At 66.8% G+C, this 21,031-nt stretch carries 21 protein-coding genes; 16 read left to right on the top strand and 5 right to left on the bottom strand.

All coding sequences use genetic code 11. The features are described 5' to 3' along the window. Nucleotides 1-269: 269 nt before the first annotated feature. The 7 genes from ABIB49_RS06510 (at nt 270) to ABIB49_RS06480 (ending at nt 9,123) form a co-directional block, all read left to right on the top strand. A complete protein-coding gene (locus ABIB49_RS06510) occupies nt 270-2,117 on the top strand; it encodes a hypothetical protein (RefSeq protein WP_354156827.1) in 1,848 nt (615 codons plus the stop codon). Nucleotides 2,118-2,204: 87 nt separating this feature from the next. After that, nucleotides 2,205-3,194 carry a tetratricopeptide repeat protein gene (locus tag ABIB49_RS06505; RefSeq protein ID WP_226774470.1) on the top strand — a complete coding sequence of 330 codons (990 nt, stop codon included), beginning with the start codon at nt 2,205-2,207 and terminating at the stop codon, nt 3,192-3,194. Beyond that, a complete protein-coding gene (locus ABIB49_RS06500) occupies nt 3,194-4,294 on the top strand; it encodes an NADH:flavin oxidoreductase/NADH oxidase (RefSeq protein WP_226774471.1) in 1,101 nt (366 codons plus the stop codon). The genes ABIB49_RS06505 and ABIB49_RS06500 overlap by 1 nt, the downstream gene beginning before the upstream one ends. Before the next feature lie 72 nt (nt 4,295-4,366). Continuing rightward, nucleotides 4,367-5,173 carry an ABC transporter ATP-binding protein gene (locus ABIB49_RS06495; protein WP_226774472.1) on the top strand — a complete coding sequence of 269 codons (807 nt, stop codon included), beginning with the start codon at nt 4,367-4,369 and terminating at the stop codon, nt 5,171-5,173. Next, nucleotides 5,155-6,726 (top strand): transporter, encoded by a 1,572-nt coding sequence (locus tag ABIB49_RS06490; RefSeq protein WP_226774473.1) that lies wholly within the window; start codon nt 5,155-5,157, stop codon nt 6,724-6,726. The genes ABIB49_RS06495 and ABIB49_RS06490 overlap by 19 nt, the downstream gene beginning before the upstream one ends. Before the next feature lie 95 nt (nt 6,727-6,821). After that, complete coding sequence (locus ABIB49_RS06485) at nt 6,822-7,133, top strand: DUF3039 domain-containing protein (protein WP_396021259.1); 312 nt, start codon at nt 6,822-6,824, stop codon at nt 7,131-7,133. Nucleotides 7,134-7,335: 202 nt separating this feature from the next. Next, a complete protein-coding gene (locus ABIB49_RS06480; protein WP_226774475.1) occupies nt 7,336-9,123 on the top strand; it encodes a DEAD/DEAH box helicase in 1,788 nt (595 codons plus the stop codon). Between the two features lie 73 nt (nt 9,124-9,196). Here the strand turns inward: ABIB49_RS06480 and ABIB49_RS06475 are convergent, their stop codons facing one another. The 3 genes from ABIB49_RS06475 to ABIB49_RS06465 all read right to left on the bottom strand — a co-directional run bounded on the left by ABIB49_RS06475 (nt 9,197) and on the right by ABIB49_RS06465 (nt 11,655). Then, nucleotides 9,197-9,544, bottom strand: a complete 348-nt coding sequence (locus ABIB49_RS06475; protein WP_226774476.1) for a hypothetical protein — start codon at nt 9,542-9,544, stop codon at nt 9,197-9,199. A gap of 108 nt (nt 9,545-9,652) precedes the next feature. Next, on the bottom strand, nt 9,653-10,327 hold the full coding sequence (locus ABIB49_RS06470) for an isochorismatase family protein (RefSeq protein WP_226774477.1): 675 nt from the start codon (nt 10,325-10,327) through the stop codon (nt 9,653-9,655). Continuing rightward, complete coding sequence (locus tag ABIB49_RS06465) at nt 10,327-11,655, bottom strand: nicotinate phosphoribosyltransferase (RefSeq protein WP_226774478.1); 1,329 nt, start codon at nt 11,653-11,655, stop codon at nt 10,327-10,329. The genes ABIB49_RS06470 and ABIB49_RS06465 overlap by 1 nt, the downstream gene beginning before the upstream one ends. Before the next feature lie 101 nt (nt 11,656-11,756). On the opposite strand from ABIB49_RS06465, the gene clpS reads away from it, so the two are divergent. The 6 genes from clpS (at nt 11,757) to rdgB (ending at nt 16,100) form a co-directional block, all read left to right on the top strand. Beyond that, complete coding sequence (clpS, locus tag ABIB49_RS06460; protein WP_226774479.1) at nt 11,757-12,128, top strand: ATP-dependent Clp protease adapter ClpS; 372 nt, start codon at nt 11,757-11,759, stop codon at nt 12,126-12,128. Continuing rightward, the gene (locus ABIB49_RS06455; protein ID WP_226774480.1) at nt 12,121-12,687 is read left to right on the top strand and encodes a DUF2017 domain-containing protein; all 567 of its coding nucleotides are present in this window, start codon (nt 12,121-12,123) and stop codon (nt 12,685-12,687) included. Before clpS ends, ABIB49_RS06455 begins: the two co-directional genes overlap by 8 nt. A gap of 120 nt (nt 12,688-12,807) precedes the next feature. Next, nucleotides 12,808-13,821 (top strand): glutamate racemase, encoded by a 1,014-nt coding sequence (gene murI, locus ABIB49_RS06450; RefSeq protein WP_396021258.1) that lies wholly within the window; start codon nt 12,808-12,810, stop codon nt 13,819-13,821. Continuing rightward, nucleotides 13,818-14,615: an MBL fold metallo-hydrolase gene (locus ABIB49_RS06445; RefSeq protein ID WP_226774482.1), complete on the top strand. Its 798-nt coding sequence runs from the start codon at nt 13,818-13,820 to the stop codon at nt 14,613-14,615. Before murI ends, ABIB49_RS06445 begins: the two co-directional genes overlap by 4 nt. Nucleotides 14,616-14,682: 67 nt before the next feature. Then, nucleotides 14,683-15,441 (top strand): ribonuclease PH, encoded by a 759-nt coding sequence (gene rph, locus ABIB49_RS06440; protein WP_256446768.1) that lies wholly within the window; start codon nt 14,683-14,685, stop codon nt 15,439-15,441. Continuing rightward, nucleotides 15,438-16,100 (top strand): RdgB/HAM1 family non-canonical purine NTP pyrophosphatase, encoded by a 663-nt coding sequence (rdgB, locus tag ABIB49_RS06435; protein ID WP_226774483.1) that lies wholly within the window; start codon nt 15,438-15,440, stop codon nt 16,098-16,100. Before rph ends, rdgB begins: the two co-directional genes overlap by 4 nt. Before the next feature lie 117 nt (nt 16,101-16,217). On the opposite strand, the gene ABIB49_RS06430 is transcribed toward rdgB, so the two are convergent. Then, the gene (locus ABIB49_RS06430; protein WP_226774494.1) at nt 16,218-16,985 is read right to left on the bottom strand and encodes a VTT domain-containing protein; all 768 of its coding nucleotides are present in this window, start codon (nt 16,983-16,985) and stop codon (nt 16,218-16,220) included. A gap of 147 nt (nt 16,986-17,132) precedes the next feature. Here ABIB49_RS06430 and ABIB49_RS06425 point away from each other — a divergent pair, with 147 nt between their 5' ends. Together ABIB49_RS06425 and ABIB49_RS06420 are read left to right on the top strand one after the other, a co-directional pair. Beyond that, a complete protein-coding gene (locus ABIB49_RS06425; RefSeq protein WP_226774484.1) occupies nt 17,133-18,152 on the top strand; it encodes a 3'-5' exonuclease in 1,020 nt (339 codons plus the stop codon). Nucleotides 18,153-18,233: 81 nt separating this feature from the next. Then, nucleotides 18,234-18,782, top strand: a complete 549-nt coding sequence (locus ABIB49_RS06420; RefSeq protein ID WP_226774485.1) for a DUF4395 domain-containing protein — start codon at nt 18,234-18,236, stop codon at nt 18,780-18,782. Nucleotides 18,783-18,818: 36 nt separating this feature from the next. Here the strand turns inward: ABIB49_RS06420 and ABIB49_RS06415 are convergent, their stop codons facing one another. Further along, nucleotides 18,819-19,934 carry an ADP-ribosylglycohydrolase family protein gene (locus ABIB49_RS06415; protein WP_226774486.1) on the bottom strand — a complete coding sequence of 372 codons (1,116 nt, stop codon included), beginning with the start codon at nt 19,932-19,934 and terminating at the stop codon, nt 18,819-18,821. A gap of 176 nt (nt 19,935-20,110) precedes the next feature. Here ABIB49_RS06415 and ABIB49_RS06410 point away from each other — a divergent pair. Next, nucleotides 20,111-21,031: cbb3-type cytochrome c oxidase subunit I (locus ABIB49_RS06410; RefSeq protein ID WP_354156826.1), on the top strand; the 921-nt coding region annotated here is incomplete at its 3' end.

Raw genomic sequence — 21,031 nt, 5'->3', positions numbered from 1 at the left:
CCCCGCCGTGCTGCCGGATTCCTGTTTTTCTTCCGGTCCTGAGGGGGACGAGTCCGTGTGTCCAGTCACTGCGTTGAAGCCCTTTATTGTCTGTATTTTCCCGGCGGAGAGGCGGTGCCGGCCCCGTGTGATGATCACCGCAAACACTATCAGCAGGCTTGTTAAGCGTGCGCTGGCGGCCGCTGCCAACGCCTCCCCGGGGGTTGACAAACAGTCCGATCTGACTCCGTGGTAACAAAACGGTTACTATTAAGGCAAAGCGTCCGCTGATGATGGGTAATATTTTGCGTTTCAAGACTGCAGTTGCACTAGTGCTGCTGGGCCTCCTGACACTACTGGCCGGCATCGGGCAGAAGACCTTCTGGGCTCCGGCCGAGACCGTGACCGCCACAGCACCCGCCGGTGCCACCGCCGCGCCGCTGACGGTCTTTGACGAAAAGCTGCGCACCCTGCACGCGGGCACGGTGACTATTAACGTCAAGGGCGAAGGCAGCTTCATCCTCGCGGCCGGCCGGCCCGACGATGTCGCGGCCTGGGTGGGCAAGACTGCCCACAACACCGTCTCCGGCGTTTCGGAGGACGGCAAGGACCTGCAGTTGACGCATGCCGACGGAGAATCCACCGCGCCGTCGCCGGCTGGCTCGGACCTGTGGGCCGGCACCGAAAACGCCAGCGGCGAGCTGAAGTACAACTGGACCCCGCCGGCGGACGGTGACTGGTCCTTGCTGCTGGCGGCCGATGGCACCAAACCGGCCCCCGGTTCGATCACCATCACCTTCCCGAATGACACGTCCACCCCCTGGGCCGTTCCCTTTATGGTTCTCGGGGGACTGCTTATTCTGGCCGGCGCCGCGCTGCTGGCACTCAGGCCCAGGACCGGCGGGCGCACCGGCAGCGACGGTGCCGGCGACAGCACGGGCCCCCGCGGCGCCATGGCCAAAGCCGCGGCACGCAAAGCCAATGCACGCAAAGATGCAGCGGAATCCGCCGGTGCCACCGGGGGCGTCCCCGTGATCGGTCCGTCCGCGGGTGATCCGGAGCGCACCGATCCGAAGGGCGGCGCCGAGCAGTTCACCGCCCGGCCGGTCCCGGTGGCGCAGCGGCTCAGGCGCAGCGCAGCCGCCGTCGCGCTGCTGACCGCCACCGCTGTCGCAGGCAGCGGCACGGCCGCCCAGGCTAGCCAGACGCCGTCCCCGTCGCCGAGCACTTCGGCCGCCGGCGGGCAGGCTTCGGGTCTGCCGGTCCTGCTCGATGTGCAGTTCCGCCGCATCCTTGAACAGGTCTCCAGTGCCGTCGACGCAGGAGACGCAGCCCGGGACGCCAGCCAGCTGGCGGCGCGGGTGGCCGGACCCGAGCTCGAGGTGCGCACCCAGAACTACAAGATCCGGTCCCAGGTTGGTTCGTACGAGGCCCGGATGCCGGTCCGTGCGACCAAGCTCCTGACCACTGTCGTCACCGAGCAGCGCGCCTGGCCGCGCTCTGTGATGGCCGTTACCCAGGGCGAGGGCAATGTTGTGCCGCAGTTGCTCACCCTGACCCAGGCCTCTCCGCGGGAGAACTACAAGCTGGTCCTAAGCACGCCGCTGCAACCGGGAACGACCTTCCCGGGAATTGCCCGCGGGGGCACCGAGACGCTTGCGCCCACGGATAAATCTGGTCTGCTGTACAGCGGTGAGGAAGCCCTGGCAGGGCTGGGCGACCGGCTGAACTCCGCCGATTCTTCGTTCAAGGACAAACTCACCGAGGGTGCTTCCTCGCCCTACATTGCTGACACGCTGGCATATCAGGGCGACGTAGTGAACTCCGGCGTTAACGGCACTTTCGCTTTCACCCACAAAGTGGTGCCCGAAAGCGTTGTGGTGTTCCGGACTGCCGACGGCGGTGCCTTGGCGCTGGGACGGCTGAACTTCGCTTTTGATGGCACACCCAAGGCCGCCGGGGACAAACTGACAATCGGAGATGACGCAGCGGCGTTGGCGGGCGGCAAAGAGACCAGCACCGGAATGGTGTTGAACTTTGCCGAGTCTGTGGCTGTTTTCATTCCGCCGGCAGGATCCCAGGACCCGATGAAACTCGTGGCCGCCACCCGTGGACTTGTGGGAGCCTCCTTCAAGTAGTCCGTGCCTGGCCGGGGCCGGGTCCTTTCGCCCGGACGGTGCGACCCGCGTCGCACCGTCCGGGGCCAATGTGGCTAGAGTGGAACCATGACTTCGCCAGTTTCCCGCCCGGTCCCGCCAGCTGCCGCCAACCCGCTCAGCCTGCGGGGCGCCGTCGACCTTTCCGCACTGAAACAGCGTCCCGCGCCGCCTGCCGCCGGATCACCACAGTTGCCCGGGGCCGCCGCCGGCGGCGAGGCGGAGCCCCCGGCCCGTCCGCTCCGGGTGGACATCACCGAAGCAAACTTCCAGGAACTCGTTGAGCTTTCGGCCCAGGTCCCGGTCGTCGTTGCACTCTGGGCTTCCTATTCGCCCGGTTCCGCTGACGTTGTGGACACGCTGGAACGGATCGTGGACAGCTACGAGGGCCAGCTGGTGCTCGGCGCCGCGGACGTCGAAGCATTCCCGCAGCTCGCCCAGGCGTTCCAGGTGCAGGCAGTGCCGACCGCCGTGGCGCTGGTCAAGGGCCAGCCGGTGCCCCTTTTCCAAGGCGGTGCAGAGGAACCACAGGTCCGCAGCCTGCTGGATGAGCTGCTTAAGGTCGCCGGTGCCAACGGCGTGGCCGGACGTGTCGGCGCTGGGGGAGCAGGAGCTGCCGAACCCGAAGCTGCGCCGCTGCCTCCGCTGCACCAGAAGGCGTTCGACGCGATCGAAGCCGGGGACTTCGCTGCGGCCGCCGAAGCGTACCGCCAGGCACTGCTGGAGATGCCGGCAGACTCCGAAGCCAAGACCGGACTGGCACAGGTGGGACTGATGGACCGGCTCCAGGTGCTTTCGTCCGCGGACACCGAGGCGCTGCGCCAGAAAGCCGCCGCCGGGCCGGATAACCTCGAGGCCCAACTTGAGGTGGCGGACCTGGACGTCGCAGGCGGTCATATCGAGGACGGCCTCGGTAGGATCGTGGCGTTCATCGGCAGGAATTTCGGCCCGGAGCGGGAAACTGCACGGATCAGGCTGCTGGAACTGTTCGATGTTGTGGGTCCGGCCGACGACCGCGTGGCGAAGGCGCGCCAAAACCTCGCTCGGGTGCTTTTCTGATGGCGTCGGCGCTTTTCACTCCGCTGGAACTCCGCTCCGTGACCCTGCAACACCGCGGCTGGGTATCTCCGATGTGCCAGTACAGCTGCGAGCCGGAAACCGGGGAAGGTGTCCCCAACGACTGGCACCTGATGCATCTGGGCGCGTTCGCCACCGGCGGGGCAGCCCTGATCCTCACCGAAGCGGCGGCCGTGAATGCCGCCGGCCGGATCAGCCCGCGTGACGCCGGCCTTTACAACGACGACCAGGCAGCGGCCTGGGAACGGATCACCTCCTTTGTGCACCGGCACGGCACCGCGGAGGCGAAAATCGGCACCCAGCTTGCGCATGCCGGCCGCAAGGCATCCTCCTACTGGCCGTTCTCCGGCCACACGGGAACGGTCCCGGCGGACGACGGCGGCTGGCCCACCGTGGGACCGGGCACCGGGGCTTTTGATGGCTACGAGTCACCTTCGGCGATGACTGAGACCGAGATCGACGCCGTCATCGCGGACTTCGCCGCGGCCGCCGTCCGGGCCGTCGGAGCCGGCTTCGACACCATCGAAATACATGGCGCCCACGGTTATCTGCTGCACCAGTTCCAGAGTCCGCTCATCAACGACCGCACCGATCGCTGGGGCGGCGACGAGGCTGGGCGAAACCGGCTGACCCTCGCGGTGATAGATGCCGTCCGCGCGGTCATTCCCGACTCCATGCCCCTACTGCTCCGGATCTCTGCCTCCGATTGGGCCGAAGGCGGCATCGACGTTGCGGATTCGGTCCGTCTGGCCAAGGCAGCCGCGGAGCATGGTGTGGATCTCGTGGATGTTTCCAGCGGCGGCGCCGTGGCACACCAGCAGATCAAGGCAGGGCCCGGCTACCAGACCGGTTTCGCCGCGCGCATCCGGCGCGAAACGGGAGTCCGGACCGGCACCGTTGGCCTGCTGACCTCCGCCGGCCAAGCCGAACATGCCGTGGCGACCGGACAGGCTGACGGCGTGTTCATCGCCCGGGCAGCATTGCGTGATCCGCACTGGTGGTTGCGGGCCGCGTTCGAACTTGGCGATAACCTGGCGTGGCCCCCGCAATACGAACGTGCCATTCCCCGTCATTCCTTCTAGGGACCCGCTGGCGGCCAAGATTACGCCTCTCGGAGGATCCCTTCCGGGTACCGGGGCAGCTAGCCTAGCGTTATGAGTCTTCCCGAACCACATCCGCACGGCACTGGACACCAGCCGGGGCAGGAGGTTCCGGCGCTGTCGCTGCGCGGGCTCGCCAAGCGCTTTGGCGATAAAATCGCCGTCGACGGTATCAGCCTGGATATTCCGGCAGGCTCCTTTTACGGTATCGTCGGCCCGAACGGAGCCGGTAAGACCACCACGCTGTCGATGGCTACCGGGCTGCTGCGGCCGGACTTCGGCACGGCGCTGGTGCACGGAGTGGATGTCTGGCAACGGCCGCTGACGGCCAAAAAACTCATGGGAATCCTCCCTGACGGTGTCCGGCTCTTTGACCGGCTGACCGGCGAACAGCTGGTGAGCTATGCCGGGCTGCTGCGCGGCATGGCCAAGGATGTGGTGTCCGCACGGGTCAAGGAACTGTTGGCTGCCCTGGATCTGGGGGCCGACGCGGGAACGCTGGTGGTTGACTACTCCGCCGGGATGACCAAAAAGATCGCCCTCGCCTCCGCGCTGATCCACGCGCCCCGGCTGCTGGTCCTCGACGAGCCGTTTGAGTCGGTGGATCCGGTGTCGGCCGCCAACATCCGCGACATCCTGGACCGGTATGTGGCGTCCGGGGGCACGGTGATTATCTCCAGCCACGTGATGGACCTGGTCCAGCGGATGTGTGACCACGTGGCCGTTGTCGCCGCCGGGCGGGTCCTTGCGGCCGGGACGGTGGACGCGGTCCGCGGCGGCGGATCCCTCGAGGACCGATTCGTCCAACTGGTCGGCGGCCGCAACCACACGGAGGGGCTGGAATGGTTGCGCACCTTCTAAGGCTCAAGCTGACCCTGCTGCGCAACAGCGTCCGGCGCAGTCCCTGGCAGCTGGTGGGCCTTGGCATCGGTGCCCTGTATGCGCTGGGGCTGGTGGCCTTGGGCGTCACTGCCCTGCTGCTGCTCCGCGGCGAGGACGTGCCCCTGGCGCAGACTGTTGTTGTGCTGGGCGGCTCCGCGGCGCTGCTGGGCTGGGCGCTCATCCCGGTTGCCGTCTCAGCCGCCGACATGACCCTGGACCCGGCACGATTCACCACCTTCGCCGTGCCGATGCCGGCGTTGCTGACCGGGCTTGCCCTGGGCGGGCTGATCGGAATCCCGGGAATTGCGACCACACTGTTGGCGCTTGGCACCGTCGGGACCTGGTCCCGGAGCCTCCCCGGCGCGGTGGGCGCCCTCATCGGTGCGGTGCTTGGCGTACTCAGCTGCATTGTGCTCTCCAAGGTGGCCACCACGGCCACGGCCGGGCTGGCAGGTTCCCGCCGGTTCAAGGACGCCAGCGCCGTCGTCTTCCTGATCCCGCTGGTCCTGATGGGCCCGATTGTGGCCAGTGTCGCCGGGGGCATCGCCGGTTCCGGGCAATTCCTGACCGGACTCGCCGGAACGCTCTCATGGACCCCGGCAGGTGCGGCGTGGTCCCTTGGCGGCGAACTCGCCGCGGGGAGCTATGGTGCCGCGGCGCTGAAGTTCCTGATCGCGCTGACCACACTCGCGGGACTGGCGCTGTGCTGGAAACTCCTGCTGCAGCGGGCCCTCGTGACGCCCCCGTATGCCGGCACCGCCAAGCAGCGCGCCGCAGGGCTGGGCTTCTTCGCCCTGTTCCCGGGTACCCCGACGGGAGCAATCGCGGCGCGGTGCCTGAGCTATTGGCTCCGCGACCCAAGGTACGCCGGCACTCTCGTGGTCGTGCCGCTGCTGCCGGTGCTGCTGCTGTTCCAGGCGACCCAGACCGGGGCCTACGGACTGCTGCTCTTTATCGGCCCACTGATTGCGTTCTTGCTCGCCTGGTCCATCTCAACGGATGTCTCCTATGACAGCACCGCCTTTGCCCTGCACCTTTCGACCGGAGTCAGGGGGAGCCACGACCGGCTTGGCCGCGCCCTGGCATGCCTGGTCTTCGCCCTGCCGACGGTGCTGGCGCTCAGCGCCCTGCCCTTCCTCTTCGGCGCCGACTGGACGCTGCTGCCCGGCGTGCTCGGGCTCTCCCTCGGGGTGCTGTTCAGCGGGCTGGGCCTGTCCTCGGTGGTGTCGGCACGCTACACCGTCGCGGTGCCGCTCCCCGGCGACAGCCCGTTCAAGAAGCCGCCGGGCAATATGGCGCAGGCGATGGCCGTGCAGTTCGGCGGCATGGGGGTGCTCCTGGTGCTGATGCTCCCCGAAGTCGCCCTGGTAGCGGCGCAATTAGTCACCGGCAGCACAGTTCCCGGCTGGATCAACCTGGTCCTGGGCCCGGTCCTGGGCGCGGCGTTGTTCGCCGCAGGAGTGCGGCTCGGTGGCAAATGGCTCGACGCGCGGGGGCCTGAACTGCTGGCCCAGCTCGCCGTCAACCGGTGAGGCGGGAGCCGCAGCCGGGACCCGAACAGCGGTGCCGATGCCGTCCCGTCGCACTGCCGTCACATCCAGCGGCTAAGATGGATGTTATGAACAGCATGACCGATCCTCTCGAAAACGACCCGATGCGCGAGCTCTCCGGAACCGGGACGTCGACGGCCACGATCGAGCGCGAGGAACTGCGCCAGGACGTTGAGCCCGGGGACCGGGAACGATTTTCGCACTACGTGCGCAAGGAAAAAATCATGGAGTCCGCGCTGTCCGGCGACCCCGTGATCGCCTTGTGCGGCAAAGTGTGGACACCGGGCCGCGATCCGAAGAAGTTCCCCGTCTGCCCCGAATGCAAAGAGGTCTACGAAGGCCTCCGTCCCGGCGGCGACGGCGGCGGCAAGGGCGACGGCGGCAAGTAGTCCGGCCGGGCAGCGCGGGACCGCGGCAGCATGTACCGCGTCCGGGAGTCCGGCCGCGCGTCGGGGTCCTGTCCGTCCGGCGAATGCTGCCCGGTCCCCGCTGGCCGGTAAGTACTGACGGTTCATCCGAAAAGATTGGTGTTTTTGTGTTTTATTGGGTTTTTCCGGCAGCGGCAGCAGTGCGCGAAATGGCGGGTCCCAGGTGACAGAGACACTCTTTGGCGGACCAGTGCTGCCCCCCGCGTATCCTGAGCGGGCAGCCTGGGGAACCGCGCCGAAGCTCCGCGCCTGGCAGCAGGAAGCCCTCGACAGCTACTTCACCTCTCAACCCAGGGACTTCCTTGCGGTTGCTACGCCCGGCGCCGGCAAAACGACCTTCGCGCTGCGGGTGGCATCCATGCTGATCGAGGCCAATATCGTCAACCGAGTCACGATCGTTGCGCCCACGGACCACTTGAAGCGGCAGTGGGCGGACGCCGCCGCCAAGGTGGGCATCGCCATTGATCCGAACTTTAAGAACGCCGACGGCCAGCACGGCCGGGGCTTCATCGGCGTGGCCGTCACCTACGCCCAGGTGGCGAGCAAGCCGATGCTGCACCGCGCCAAGACCGAGGCCGCACGCACGCTGGTGATCCTGGACGAAATCCACCACGGCGGCGAGGCGTTGTCGTGGGGGGACGGGCTCCGCGAAGCCTTCGAGCCCGCGGCACGCCGGCTCTCCCTGACGGGTACGCCGTTCCGGTCAGACACCTCGCCGATCCCCTTTGTGGAATACGCCGAGGACCGCGACGGGATCCGCCGCTCCAAAGCCGACTACACCTACGGCTACGGCAAGGCGCTCCGGGACCACGTGGTCCGTCCCGTGATGTTTATGGCCTACTCCGGGCAGATGCGCTGGCGCACAAGCGGCGGCGAGGAAATGGCGGCTTCCCTCGGCGAATCGGCAGTCACCAAGGACGTTACCTCCCAGGCCTGGCGGACGGCACTGAACCCAACAGGTGAATGGATTCCGGCGGTGCTGGCCGGGGCGGACAAACGCCTCAGTGAGGTACGCCGCACCGTTCCCGACGCCGGCGGGCTGGTAATCGCGACCGACCACGACGACGCGCGCGCCTACGCCGGGCAGCTGAAGAGGATCACCGGCGAATCGCCCACGGTCATCCTCTCCGACGACACCAAGGCCTCCAGCAAGATCGAGGAGTTCACGGCGAGCGAGAAGCGCTGGATGGTGGCCGTGCGGATGGTCTCCGAAGGTGTGGACGTCCCGCGGCTCTCCGTCGGTGTCTATGCCACATCCACCGCCACCCCGCTCTTCTTCGCCCAGGCCGTTGGACGTTTTGTCCGCGCCCGGAAACGCGGCGAGACGGCGTCGGTCTTCCTGCCTTCCGTGCCGCAACTGATGGCACTGGCGAACTCCATGGAGGCGGAGCGGGACCACGCCCTGGACCGTCCGGAGAAGGAGGACGGCGACGGCCTCTTCAACCCGGAGGACTCGCTGATGGACGAGGCGAACCGCGAGGAGAAAGCCTCCGATTCGTTGACCAAGGGCAAGTTTGAGGCGCTGGATTCGCAGGCCTCGTTTGACCGCGTACTGTTCGACGGCGGCGAGTTCGGCACCGGCGGCGAGGTGGGCTCGGAGGACGAACTGGACTTCCTGGGGATTCCGGGCCTGCTCGACGCCGAGCAGGTCGGCACGCTGCTGCGCCAGCGCCAGCACGATCAGCTCAACCGCAAAAACTCACGGTCTGCGCAGGGTGCGGCGTCCGCAGCACCGGTGCCCGCCATGCCGGACCACCGCATGCTGATGGACCTGCGCACCGAGCTGGCCAAGAACGTCGCGGCCTGGTCCGCGCGCACGGGCACCCCGCACGGCGTCGTCCACACCAAGCTCCGGACGGTGTGCGGGGGCCCGGCCGTGGCGCAGGCAAACGAGGAGCAACTGCAGACCCGGTTGCGGAAACTCCAGGACTGGTTTGTCGGCCGGAAGTAGCCGCTGACGGCATAAAAAAGGACCGGGCGACCCGGTCCTTTTTTGGTGGCCCTGGGCGGCCGCAGTCCTGCCGCTACTGGCCGCCGCCGGCGCAGAGCCCGCCGAGCGTCTGACCCGCAGCCGTGTAGCCGGCCTGCATGTCCTGCAGTTTGGCGGAATCCGGGTTTTCCTTCGCTGTCTCGTCCAGGTATTCGACGATGGATTGCAGCGGAGCCTTGATCTCCCCGCCCGCGGTGGCCTCGATGGGCCGGAGCCGGTTGGCCAGGCGGATCATCCCTGCCTTGTCCTCGGCGGAGGTTGGTCCGGCGCCGACGGACTGGACCCGGGCGCAGGACTCCTGGGTGGTGTCTTGGGGTGCCGAGCAGCCGGCAGCGCCGAGCAGTGCACCGGCAGCGATCAGGACGGTCAGGGTCTTTTTCATGTTCTACTCCGGATTTTTTACGGGTCAGGCGATATTGGCAGGGATTTCGAGTCTACTTCGAGGGCATGGGATTTTCTGTCAGCGCTCCGGCCGGTGGGACGCAAGGGTTCAGGCGATGTCCACGCCGCCGAGTTCCATTTCCGCGAACGAGTCCTCAAGATCCTCGGCAATGCCCACGGTCAGGCCCCGCAGGACCGTCACTGAGTATCCGGCCTGGACGCCGTCAAGTGCAGTCGCCTTAACGCAATGGTCGGTGGCGATTCCGACGACAACAAGATCTTCGACGTCGTGGCTTTGCAGCCAGTCGTCCAGCCCGATCGCGTCCTCGCCGGGGGTGGAATCGCTGCCTGAAAAGGACCCGGCGCCGTCGGCACCACCGGCAGCGTCCCCCGAAAGGGGCATGGCTCCGGGCTTCCGGTCTCCGGTGGGCACGGCATCGTCCGGGGCCAGGAGTCCTTCGAACCCCGAGTAGGCGGCGGTGAACTGGCCCTTGCGGAAATAGGCCTGGATGTATTCCGGATCCAGGTCCGGATGCAGTTCGGCACCGCGGGTTCCGGCCACGCAGTGCCTCGGCCAGCTGTCAACGAAGTCCGGGTCATCGGAGAAGTGCTCACCCGGGTCCACATGCCAGTCCTGGGTTGCCAGGATGTGGTCAAACTGTCCGTGGTGGGCGTCAACGTATTCGCTGATGGCACCGGCGAGCTCCGCCCCGCCGGTAACGGCAAGGGAGCCTCCTTCGCAAAAATCGTTCTGGACGTCGACGATGATCAGGGCGCGGGACATCAGTTCTCCTCGTAAATGGTCGGGATGGCCGCTTCGCCGCGTTGCAGCCGGTTGACGACAGCGGGAAGCTCCTTCATGGTGTCCGCGTGGCGCTGGCGGGCACGGAGCACACCTTCCGGGCCGGTCCAGCCAGGCATAAGTTCGCCGTTTTTGATGAACTGTTGGAGCAGGGGCCGGTCATTGCCGTCGTCGTCCGGGCGGTGGCCGACCCCGATAATTTCCTGCGTGGCGGTGCCGCGCTCGTTGAGCTTGCGCAGGGCGTACTTGCGCCCGCCCTTGCTGGTTTTGTTTTTTGCCGCCTTCGCGACGGCGACGAAGCTGCCGGTGTCGTCCGTGCGGCTCACCAGCTTGTAAACCATGCTGGCTGTCGGGGCACCGGACCCGGTCACGAGTGAGGTACCGACCCCATAGGAGTCCACCGGGGCGGACTGCAGGGCAGCGATGGCGAACTCGTCCAGGTCGGAGGTGACTATGATGCGGGTCCGCTCATTGCCCAGATCGTCCAGGAACTGCCGCACCCATTGGGCCTGCGCCACGAGGTCGCCGGAGTCCAGACGCACCGCCCCGAGTTCGTCGCCGGCCAGTTCGACGGCGGTGCGAACGGCCGCCTCGACATCGTAGGTGTCCACCAGGAGCGCAGTGCCTTTGCCCATGGAGGCGATCTGCGCCTCAAAGGCCTCGCGTTCGGTGTCGTGCAGGAGGGTAAAGGAATGCGCAGCGGTGCCGACGGTCTTGAGCCCGTAGCGCAGGCCCGCGGCCAGGTTGGAGGTGCTGTCGAAGCCGGCGATAATCGCGGCGCGGGCGGCGGCAACCGCGGATTCCTCCTGGGTCCGGCGCGAGCCCATCTCCACGCAGGGCCGGCCGCCGGCCGCGGTGATCATCCGCGAGGCCGCCGAAGCGATCGCGCTGTCGTGGTTGAGGATCGAGAGGATGTAGGTCTCCAGGATGCAGGCTTCGGCGAACGTGGATTCCACAATCAGGATGGGGGAGTTGGGGAAGTAGGCGTCACCCTCCGCGTAGCCCCAGATATCACCCGAGAACGAAAATCCCGCCAGGTAGTCCAGCGTCTCCTCGTTGACCACCTTCGTCCGGCGCAGGAAGTCGATCTCGGCGCCGCCGAAGCGGAAGTCGGCGATGCCCTCCAACAGCCTGCCGGTGCCGCCCACGATGCCGTAGCGGCGTCCGTCCGGCAGCCGCCGGGCAAAGGCCTCGAACACTGACCTGCGGTGGGCGGCGCCGGAATGCAAAGCGGCCTGGAGCATGGTCAGTTCGTAATGGTCGGTGTACAGGGACGTGCGGGGACGGCCCCAGCCAGCTGATGAACTCACGAATTCACTCTAGTCCCCACCGGCTCCCGCGTCTCGCTTCGCTTTGCCGCGGGGCCCTCGCCGGCGTGGGCCCACCCACCGGCTCCCCATAGAATGGACAGATGACCCTTAGCGTTGCGCTTGGACCTGACACCCAGGAGAGCACCCACACCGGAACAGTGACGTCCACGGACGTCCTTACCGCCCCGGATATCCCGTGGAATCTGGTGATCTGGAATGATCCGGTGAACCTGATGAGCTACGTGAGCTATGTCTTCCGCAGCTACTTTGGCTATTCGGAGGCCAAAGCGAACAAACTGATGCTCGAAGTCCACAAAAAAGGACGCTCCATCGTGGCGCACGGCAGCAAGGAGCAGGTGGAGCAGCACGCCGTCGCGATGCACGGCTACGGTCTCTGGGCCACCGTGGAAAAGGCCACCGGCGGCTCCGGATCAGGCGGGGGATCAGGAAAGGGGAAGGGAAAACGTGGCTAAGGCATTTAAATTCGGCGTCAAAGGCGTCACCGGCTATCTGGAACCGGCCGAACGGGAGCTTCTGCGCAGCCTCTTCGACGACGTTGTGTCCATGCTGGAGCCGGGGGAACGTGCCGACCAGGACCCCCTTGCTGCCCTTGTCGGACTGGACACCGAGGCCCGCGAACCGTCCGACCGCGCCCTGCGCCGGCTGCTCCCGAACGTTTCGAAGGACGACGACGCCGCCTCGCTGGAGTTCCGCCGGTATACCGAACGGTCGCTGCGCGAAAGCAAAATCGGCGCGCTGAAGGCCGCGTCCCTGGGACTGGACAAGGAGGAACTGGTCCTGGCCCCCGCCGATGCACGGCACTGGTCCATGGCGCTCAACGATGTCCGTCTGGTGCTCGCCGAACGCCTGGACATCCGCGACGACGAGGACGCCGGGCACGTGCACCTGATGCAGGACTGGTCCCAGGCCGAGGACGTCGAAAGCTACCTGGCCCTGGTCTACAACTTCACCACCTGGCTGCAGGAGTCCCTGGTCCAGGCCATGCTGCAGTCGCTGGAGACGCGCCGCTGACCAGCGGCGCGGGGCATCGGCACGCGGCGCGTGCCGACGCCGCGTGTGACAAATTAGACATGAGTCGGACGACACAATGTGATGGCCGCGACCTTGGCTAAGCCCTATCCTCGAATAATCATGACTTCAGCATCGAGCATGGATCCGGCAGCGCCAGCTGTTGCGGACTCCCCAGCAGGCAACAGCACCGCCAGCCAGACCGCCAGCCGGATCGGTTCGCGCCCCATCGGGGTGTTCGATTCCGGCGTCGGCGGACTCACCGTGGCCCGGTCCATCATCGACCAACTGCCCAACGAATCCATTCTCTATGTCGGCGACACCGCCAACGGCCCCTACGGGCCGCTTCCCATCGCCGAGGTCCGGGCCAACGCCCTGGGGGTAATGGATGAGCTGGTCGATTCCGGTGTGAAGCTGCTGACCATCGCGTGCAACTCGGCGTCGGCTGCGGTGTTGCGCGATGCCCGCGAACGCTACACAGCCCGTTACGGGATCCCCGTCATAGAGGTCATCCAGCCGGCCGTGCGCCGTGCCGTGGCCGCCACCCGCAGCGGCCGCGTCGGAGTCATCGGTACTTCGGCAACCATCGGCTCCCGCGCGTATGAGGACACCTTCGCTGCCGCCCCGGACCTGCACATCACCTCCGTGGCCTGCCCGGCCTTTGTGTCCTACGTCGAAGCCGGAATCACCACCGGCCCGGAGCTGCTCGCCGTAGCCCGCGAGTATCTGGAACCGCTCAGGACCGCGGGCGTGGACACAGTTGTGCTGGGCTGCACGCACTACCCGCTGCTAACCGGCGTCATTTCCTACGTGATGGGGGAGGACGTCACCCTCGTCTCAAGTGCCGAGGAGACCGCCAAGGACGTCTACCGGGCCCTGGCCTCCCGCGGACTGGAACGGACCGACAGCACGGATCCGGTGCACAGCTTTATTGCGACCGGGGACGCCGCACAGTTCGAACACCTCGCCCGCCGCTTCCTCGGACCCGAAGTGCTCAGCGTCCGCCACGTGGACCACGTCGCTGCGCAATACCCCACAGGAAGCCTGGCCAGGATCACACCGGAGATGATTGCCGCGGCGCAGGCCGGCACGAACCGTCGCCGGATCTCCAATTTCGTTGGGGGGCCGGGGCTGTGAAGCTGACCATCGTGGGCTGTACCGGTTCCTTTCCGGGGCCGGGATCGCCGGCATCGTGCTACCTGTTGACCGCCAACGACGGCGAACGGAGCTGGAAGATCGTCTTGGACCTCGGCAGTGGCGCGCTCGGGGCCATCCAGCGGTACACCGACCTGGAGGACATTGACGGGATTTTCCTCACCCACCTGCACCCGGACCACTGTATGGACCTGTGCGGACTGCACGTCGCGGTGCGGTGGAAGCCAGGCGGCTGGGGACGCGGCAGGATTCCGGTGTGGGGGCCCGCCGCCACCGCCGACCGGATGGCCACCGCCTACGGCCTGGATCTTGACCCCGGAATGCATGAGGAATTCGATTTTAGCCACTGGGCCGAGCGCAAGCCGGTGACCATGGGGCCGTTCACCGTTACCCCGTACACCGTCAACCACCCGGTCGATGAAGGCTACGCCCTCCGCGTCGAGGTCACGGAACCGGACAAGGACGGCAACCCGGTTGCCCGTGTGCTCAGCTATTCCGGTGACACCGACGCCTGCAGCGGGCTCGAGGACGCGGCCCGGGATGCCGATCTGTTCCTGTGCGAGGCGGCGTTCGAGGAAGGGCGCGACGACGCCATTAAGGACGTGCACCTGACCGGCCGACGCGCCGGGGAGGCCGCTGTTGCCGCCGGTGCCCGGCGGCTGCTGCTGACCCATATCCCGGTCTGGACGTCCCCGACCACAGTGATGGCGGAAGCCAAGCAGGTCTTCGGACAGCACGTTGCCGTTGCTGTGGCGGGCGTGCACTACACCATCTGAGCGGGACCCGCCGTGGCGGGCGCCGGGTGTGCCCGGCAGGCCCCGTGCAGGTCGATAAGCTGGAACCATGACTTCCGAAGCCTTAACTGCCCCCGTTATCCGAGCCGATGGCCGAACCCCCGACCAGCTGCGACCGATCAGCATCACCCGCGGCTGGTCCAAACAGGCCGAGGGATCGGCCCTGATCGAGTTCGGCAACACCAGGGTGCTGTGCACTGCTTCCCTTACCCAGGGTGTTCCGCGCTGGCTCAAGGGAGAAGGCCGCGGCTGGGTCACCGCGGAGTACGCCATGCTGCCGCGCGCCACCAACACCCGCTCTGACCGCGAGTCCGTCAAGGGCAAGATCGGCGGACGCACCCACGAGATTTCCCGGCTGATCGGCCGCTCGCTGCGCTCCATCATCGACACCAAGGCGCTGGGGGAGATCACGATCGTGCTGGACTGTGACGTCCTGCAGGCCGACGGCGGGACCCGGACCGCGGCCATCACCGGCGCCTACGTGGCCCTGGCGGAGGCCATCCGCTTCGCCCGCGAGAACAAAATGATCCCCCGCACTGCCCAGCCGCTGATCGACACCATCGCAGCGGTATCCGTCGGGATCATTGACGGCGTTCCAATGCTGGATCTGCCTTACGTTGAGGACGTCCGAGCCGAGACCGACATGAACGTTGTGGTGACCGGATCCGGAAAGTTCGTTGAAGTCCAGGGCACCGCCGAAGGTGCCCCGTTCGACCGCGATGAGCTGAACAAACTGCTCGACCTCGCCCTGATGGGTACCGAGCAGCTTGCCGCTATCCAGCGTGACACCCTGGCGGAGGCCCCGTGACAGCGGCTCCGGAAGGACATCACGCCGCACCGTTGCTGGTTCTCGCAACACATAACCAGGGCAAGCTCCGGGAACTGCGTGACCTCCTGCGCGGGCAGGTGCCCGGGCTCGACGTCGACACCCAGGTGGTGGATGCGGGTGCCGTCGGTGCCCCTGACGTCGCCGAGACCGGCGTAACGTTTGCGGAAAATTCGCTGCTCAAGGCACGCGCGGTGGCGCAGGCGACCGGGCTGGTGGCAATCGCCGACGACTCCGGCCTCGCCGTCGACGTCCTCGGCGGTGCTCCCGGGATCTTCTCGGCCCGCTGGGCCGGCCGGCACGGCGACGACGCCGCGAACCTGAGGCTGCTGCTCAGCCAGCTTGCCGACGTTCCCGACGAACACCGCGGTGCCGCTTTTGTCTGTGCGGCGGCACTGGCCGTTCCCGGCCTGGCCCCCGGGGACGGCCGGGAAGTCGTGGAGTTCGGGCAGTTGGAGGGCACGCTGCTGCGTGAACCCCGCGGAACCGGCGGCTTCGGCTACGACCCGGTGCTCCGGCCGCATGGCCTGGACCGCAGCTGTGCGGAACTGAGTTCGCAGGAGAAGAACGCTATCAGCCACCGGGGGCACGCGTTCAGGGCACTGCTCCCGGCCATCGTGGAGGCGCTGGCCGGGCGGTAGTGCGGTCCGCGGAAACCGGCACTTAAATAGAGGACGGCGCCCCGCACCGCCGGGCGCCGTCCTCTGCGGCCGGGGTTTCCAGAACGGCGGCTTTCCGAACTGCCTGCCGAGCGGGAATTATGGGGTCTTGCGTTCCTCTTCGGGCTCGTGTTCTTCGATGAACTCCGCAACGACGCCGGTGCCGTATTTTTCGGCCTGGCGCCTGGCGGTGAGCCCGCGGATAACCTCAATGCCGATCGGGATCACGGAGACAAGGACAATCGCGATGAAGATGATGTCCAGGTTTTCCCGGACCCACGGGACGGTGTCGCCCAGCAGGTAACCCAGGAGCGTCACGCCGCCGCCCCACAGCACGGCGCCGATGACGTTGAAGACAAAGAACTGGCGCTTGTTCATCTGGGCCACCCCAACAATCACGGGGACGAAGGTCCTGATGATCGGCACAAATCGGGCCAGGATCAAGGCCTTGCCGCCGTGCTTCTCGAAAAAGGCATGTGCGCTTTCGACATTCTCGCGCTTAAAGAGCTTCGAGTTTTCCCGGTTGAAAATCGCCGGGCCCGCCTTGGAGCCAATCAGGTAACCGGCCTGGTTGCCGATGATCGCCGCAACGATGATCAGCGCAGCGAAGGCAACGATGTTGAACTTGATGGTCCCGGTGGCCACCAGGAGCCCGGCCGTGAAGAGCATCGAGTCTCCCGGCAGGAAGAAGCCGATCAGCAGGCCGGTTTCGGCGAAGATGATGCCACACACCAGCAGGACCACCCACGGCGCAAGGGCGGGGTCGGCCAGGAAGACCTGGGGGTTCAGCCAGTCGGGCAGGAAGGAGGCAAGCCGCGGCTGCACCGGGCCCGCGCCGCCGAACGTGGACACGGCAAAGTCACTCAAAGCTAAAGGGTTCACCAGTCAAGGATACTTGACCGCCGCCGTCGTGCGCCGACGGACGGTCGGCCAGCTGGCCCGGCCGCGGTCCGGCGGCGGCGCGGCCGTCGCAGCTGGGCCACCGGCTGGTTTTGCGGCGGTAAAGTTGGGAGCGTGGGTTTGGACTTTACGGCGATCGACTTTGAGACCGCGAACGGCTTCCGAGGTTCACCGTGCGCTGTTGGCCTGAGCAAGGTCCGCGGCGGTGTAGTGGTCGAGGAGGCCTCGTGGCTGATGCGGCCGCCGGAAAACCATGACCGCTTCGACCACCACAACGTGCGGATCCACGGCATCCGGCCTGAGCAGGTCGCAGGGTTGCCGCGTTTCGGTGAACTCTTCCCGGAAATCGGCGCGTTCATCGGCGGCGACGTCCTGGCCGCCCACAATGCCGCGTTTGACCTGGGCGTGATCCGCTCCGGCCTGGAGGTCTCCGGCTTGGCGGGGCCCGCCTATGATTACGTCTGCACCGTGATGCTTTCCCGCCGCTGCTATTCCCTGGTGTCCAATTCGCTGCCGTACGCGGCCGAGGAGGCCGGTGTTCCGCTGCTCAACCACCACGACGCCGCTGAGGACGCGCGGGCGTGCGCCGGGATCCTGATTGACATCGCCGCGCGCAACGGGGCCGGCAGTGTCGCGGAGCTGTACCTGTCCCTGGGCCTGGCGGTGTCCCGCCAGGAGGCTTTCGACCCGCTGTGCGATCCGCTCTCCAAGGCCAGCCAGTCAGCCCTCGATGCCCTCGCCGCGGGACCGGCAGCCCTGGCGCCCGCGCGGCCCTACCAGCCTGGCTGGCCGGAGGAAGGCGCCAATCCACCGCCGAACGCATCCGCCGCGGCCGGCCACCCGCTGTTCGGCCAGACCGTGGTCTTCACCGGCGAACTGGCCATTCCCCGGCCCGAGGCGAAGGTCCGTTCCGCCGAGCTGGGCGCCCGGCCCGAAAGCCGGGTCACTGCCCGCACCACCTTGCTGGTGGTCGGAGACGGTTTTGTCGCCGCCGACCTTCGCTCCGGCCGGCTGACCGGAAAGGCCAGGCGGGTGCTGGAGCTGCACGCACGCGGGCAACGGATCGAGGTCCTGTCCGAGGGCGAATTCCTGCAGATGGTGGGCGGGCACGTGGCCTCCGCCGCGAGTGCCTGAGACCCGCCGGGACAGGGCCCTGGCGGTCATACTGCGCAACAAACTTTTCGTCCGGAGCGGGTGCGCTCCTAGCCTTGGACGATGAGCAAACTAACCTCGGCACCGGCCGCGCCGCCGGCACCCGCCCGGGCGTCGCGCGGCTCCGTCGACTGGCGCACGGTTTTTGCGTTTCCGAACCCGGTGAATGAATACGCAGCCCGGGTCACTGCCGCACTGGTGGTGTTGCTTTCGCTGGTTACCCTGCTGACCGGCTTCGGCTGGGGTCTGGCCGTGATTGCCGCCGGGTTCTGGCTGCGTGTCCTTTTCGGTCCGCGGATTTCACCGCTCGCCCAACTTTCCGTCCGGGTCCTGACGCCCCGGCTGGGGAAAAGCCGATTGGTCCCCGGCCCGCCGAAGCGTTTCGCCCAGGGCATCGGTGCGGTCCTGTCCACGGCTGCGGCACTCCTGCTCGCCGCCGGACTTGCACCGGCGGCGTGGATCCTGCTGGCGCTCCTGATTATTGCGGCGTCCCTGGAAGCGTTTGCCGGTTACTGCCTGGGCTGCGCCGTTTTCGGCTTCCTGCAGCGCCGCGGCCTGATTCCCGAGGACGTGTGCGAGGCCTGCAACAACATTTCGCTCCGCCGGGCCTAACGCAGGTGGTCCGTGCGGACCGCAGCCGGGGCCCGGTCAGGGGCCGGTGACAGCGGCCAGCCTGGTCGCCATGCCGCGGATGACCTCCGGAGCCTCCAGTGCCTCAAGCCACTGCGCGGGAAGGCAATCCTCGCCGTAGAACGCCCCCAGGATATTGCCGGCAATCGATGCGGTGGAGTCGCTGTCCCCGCTGTGGTTAACCGCGACGGCGATTGCCGTGCGGAAGTGCTCCGCCGGGCTTCCGGCAGGCGACGTCGGATCCGGTTCGGTGGCGAGCACCGCGTACAGCGCAATGGCAAGTGCTTCCTCTGCCACCCGGCCCGCACCAAGAGTCCGGACCAGCTCCTCCGGCTCCAGCCGTGCACGGGCGGTGCCAAGCCGCAGTGCGGTGCCAAGCCGGGCCATAACGTCGGGATCAACCTGTTCGTCCTTGCGCAGCGGGCTGTTCGCAAAGAGTCCGAGGGCGTCTTCGGCTGCCTCGCGCAGGCTCCGGCCGGAGACCAGCGCATGGATAACAAGGCTGAAGATGCCGGCGCTCTGCCGCGCCGCGGGGTGCCCATGGGTCAGCGAGGCTGCGTCGGCGCTGAGCTTGTAGACGTCGCCGGCGGCAATGTAGGGGATCAAACCGAACGGGGCCGAGCGCATCACCGTGCCGCAACCCTTGGACTCCGGGTTGACGGGACGGAAATACGTTCCCATTTCTCCCGTCGCGAGTCCGCTCAGGCAGGCATCGTTGGGGGAGCGCCGCTGTTTGAGGACGGCGTGGGTATCGATCCATCGCGGCGGCTGGAACGGGGCGGCTTCCGGAACCGGCACTCCCTGGCTGGCGAGCCAGCGCAGGTAGGCGAGCCACAGGCAGGCGTTTGTGTCCGCGCCCACACCGGAGTTGGCCCACTCCAGCGCTTCCAGCAGCCCGTCCACGGTGTACAGCGTGAGTTGCGTGTCGTCGGAAAAGTGGCTGACCCCGTCGAGTGCCGCAAACCCGCGCAGCCCCTCCGCCCCGAATTTTCCGCGGATGGTGGAGATGTCGTCGGATTCGACGGCGTACCCGAGTGAATCACCCAGCGCGCCGCCCAGCAGGCAGCCGTGGATCCGGGATGCGTGCGACGGGGCGGGTTCTGGTGCTGGGGTCGTTGCGGGCTCGGTACTCATGAGCAAGAATTTTACCCGGTTGCGGGGCCGGGCCGCGGCGCTGCCATAGATTCGCCGCCACCAGAGCGGCTGCGCCCTTGCGGGGAGAACCGCGGGTGGCTACGGTCGGGATAAACGCTTTATCGGTGTCCGTGCCGGCGTGCCAGCACGGACGGTTGCAGCTACGGGAGGCCGAAATGGCTCTAGACCAGATGAGCGCCGTTGCGGTTGGCACGCCGCCGGTGCCCAGCGGCAAGGGACGCATTGTCGTCAACTGGATCACCTCGACTGACCATAAGACCATCGGGTACATGTACCTGATTGCCTCTTTTGTGTTCTTTTGCTTCGGCGGTGTGATGGCGCTGTTGATCCGTGCCGAGCTGTTCGAACCGGGTATGCAGATCCTGCAGACCAAGGAGCAGTACAACCAGCTCTTCACGATGCACGGCACGGTGATGCTGCTGATGTTCGCGACGCCGCTGTTCGCGGGCTTCGCGAACGTGATTATGCCGCTGCAGATCGGTGCCCCCGACGTCGCCTTCCCGCGGCTGAACGCGCTGGCCTTCTGGTTTTTCCTCTTCGGCTCCACTATCGCCGTGTCCGGGTTCATCACTCCGCAGGGTGCGGCGTCGTTTGGCTGGTTTGCTTATGCGCCGTTGTCCAACACGACCTTCAGCCCCGGTGTGGGCGGTGACCTCTGGGTCTTTGGCCTGGCGCTGTCCGGTTTCGGTACCATCCTTGGCGCGGTGAACTTCATCACCACGGTTATTTGCATGCGTGCCCCGGGTATGACCATGTGGCGGATGCCGATTTTCACCTGGAACATCCTGGTGACGGCGATCCTGGTGCTGATGGCGTTCCCGCCGCTGGCCGCGGCGTTGTTCGCGCTCGGTGCTGACCGCCGCTTCGGGGCGCATATTTTTGATCCGGAGAACGGCGGCGCGGTCCTCTGGCAGCACCTGTTCTGGTTCTTCGGCCACCCCGAGGTTTACATCATTGCCCTGCCGTTCTTCGGCATCGTCACGGAGATTTTCCCGGTCTTCAGCCGCAAGCCGATCTTCGGCTACAAGGGCCTGGTCTATGCAACGATTTCCATTGCCGCGCTGTCCGTGACCGTG

This window comes from Arthrobacter sp. UYCu512, assembly GCF_040547075.1.
GTDB lineage: Bacteria > Actinomycetota > Actinomycetes > Actinomycetales > Micrococcaceae > Arthrobacter.
The sequence above is the reverse complement of the archived record's forward strand: the minus strand, read 5'-3'. Positions and strand labels throughout refer to the sequence as shown.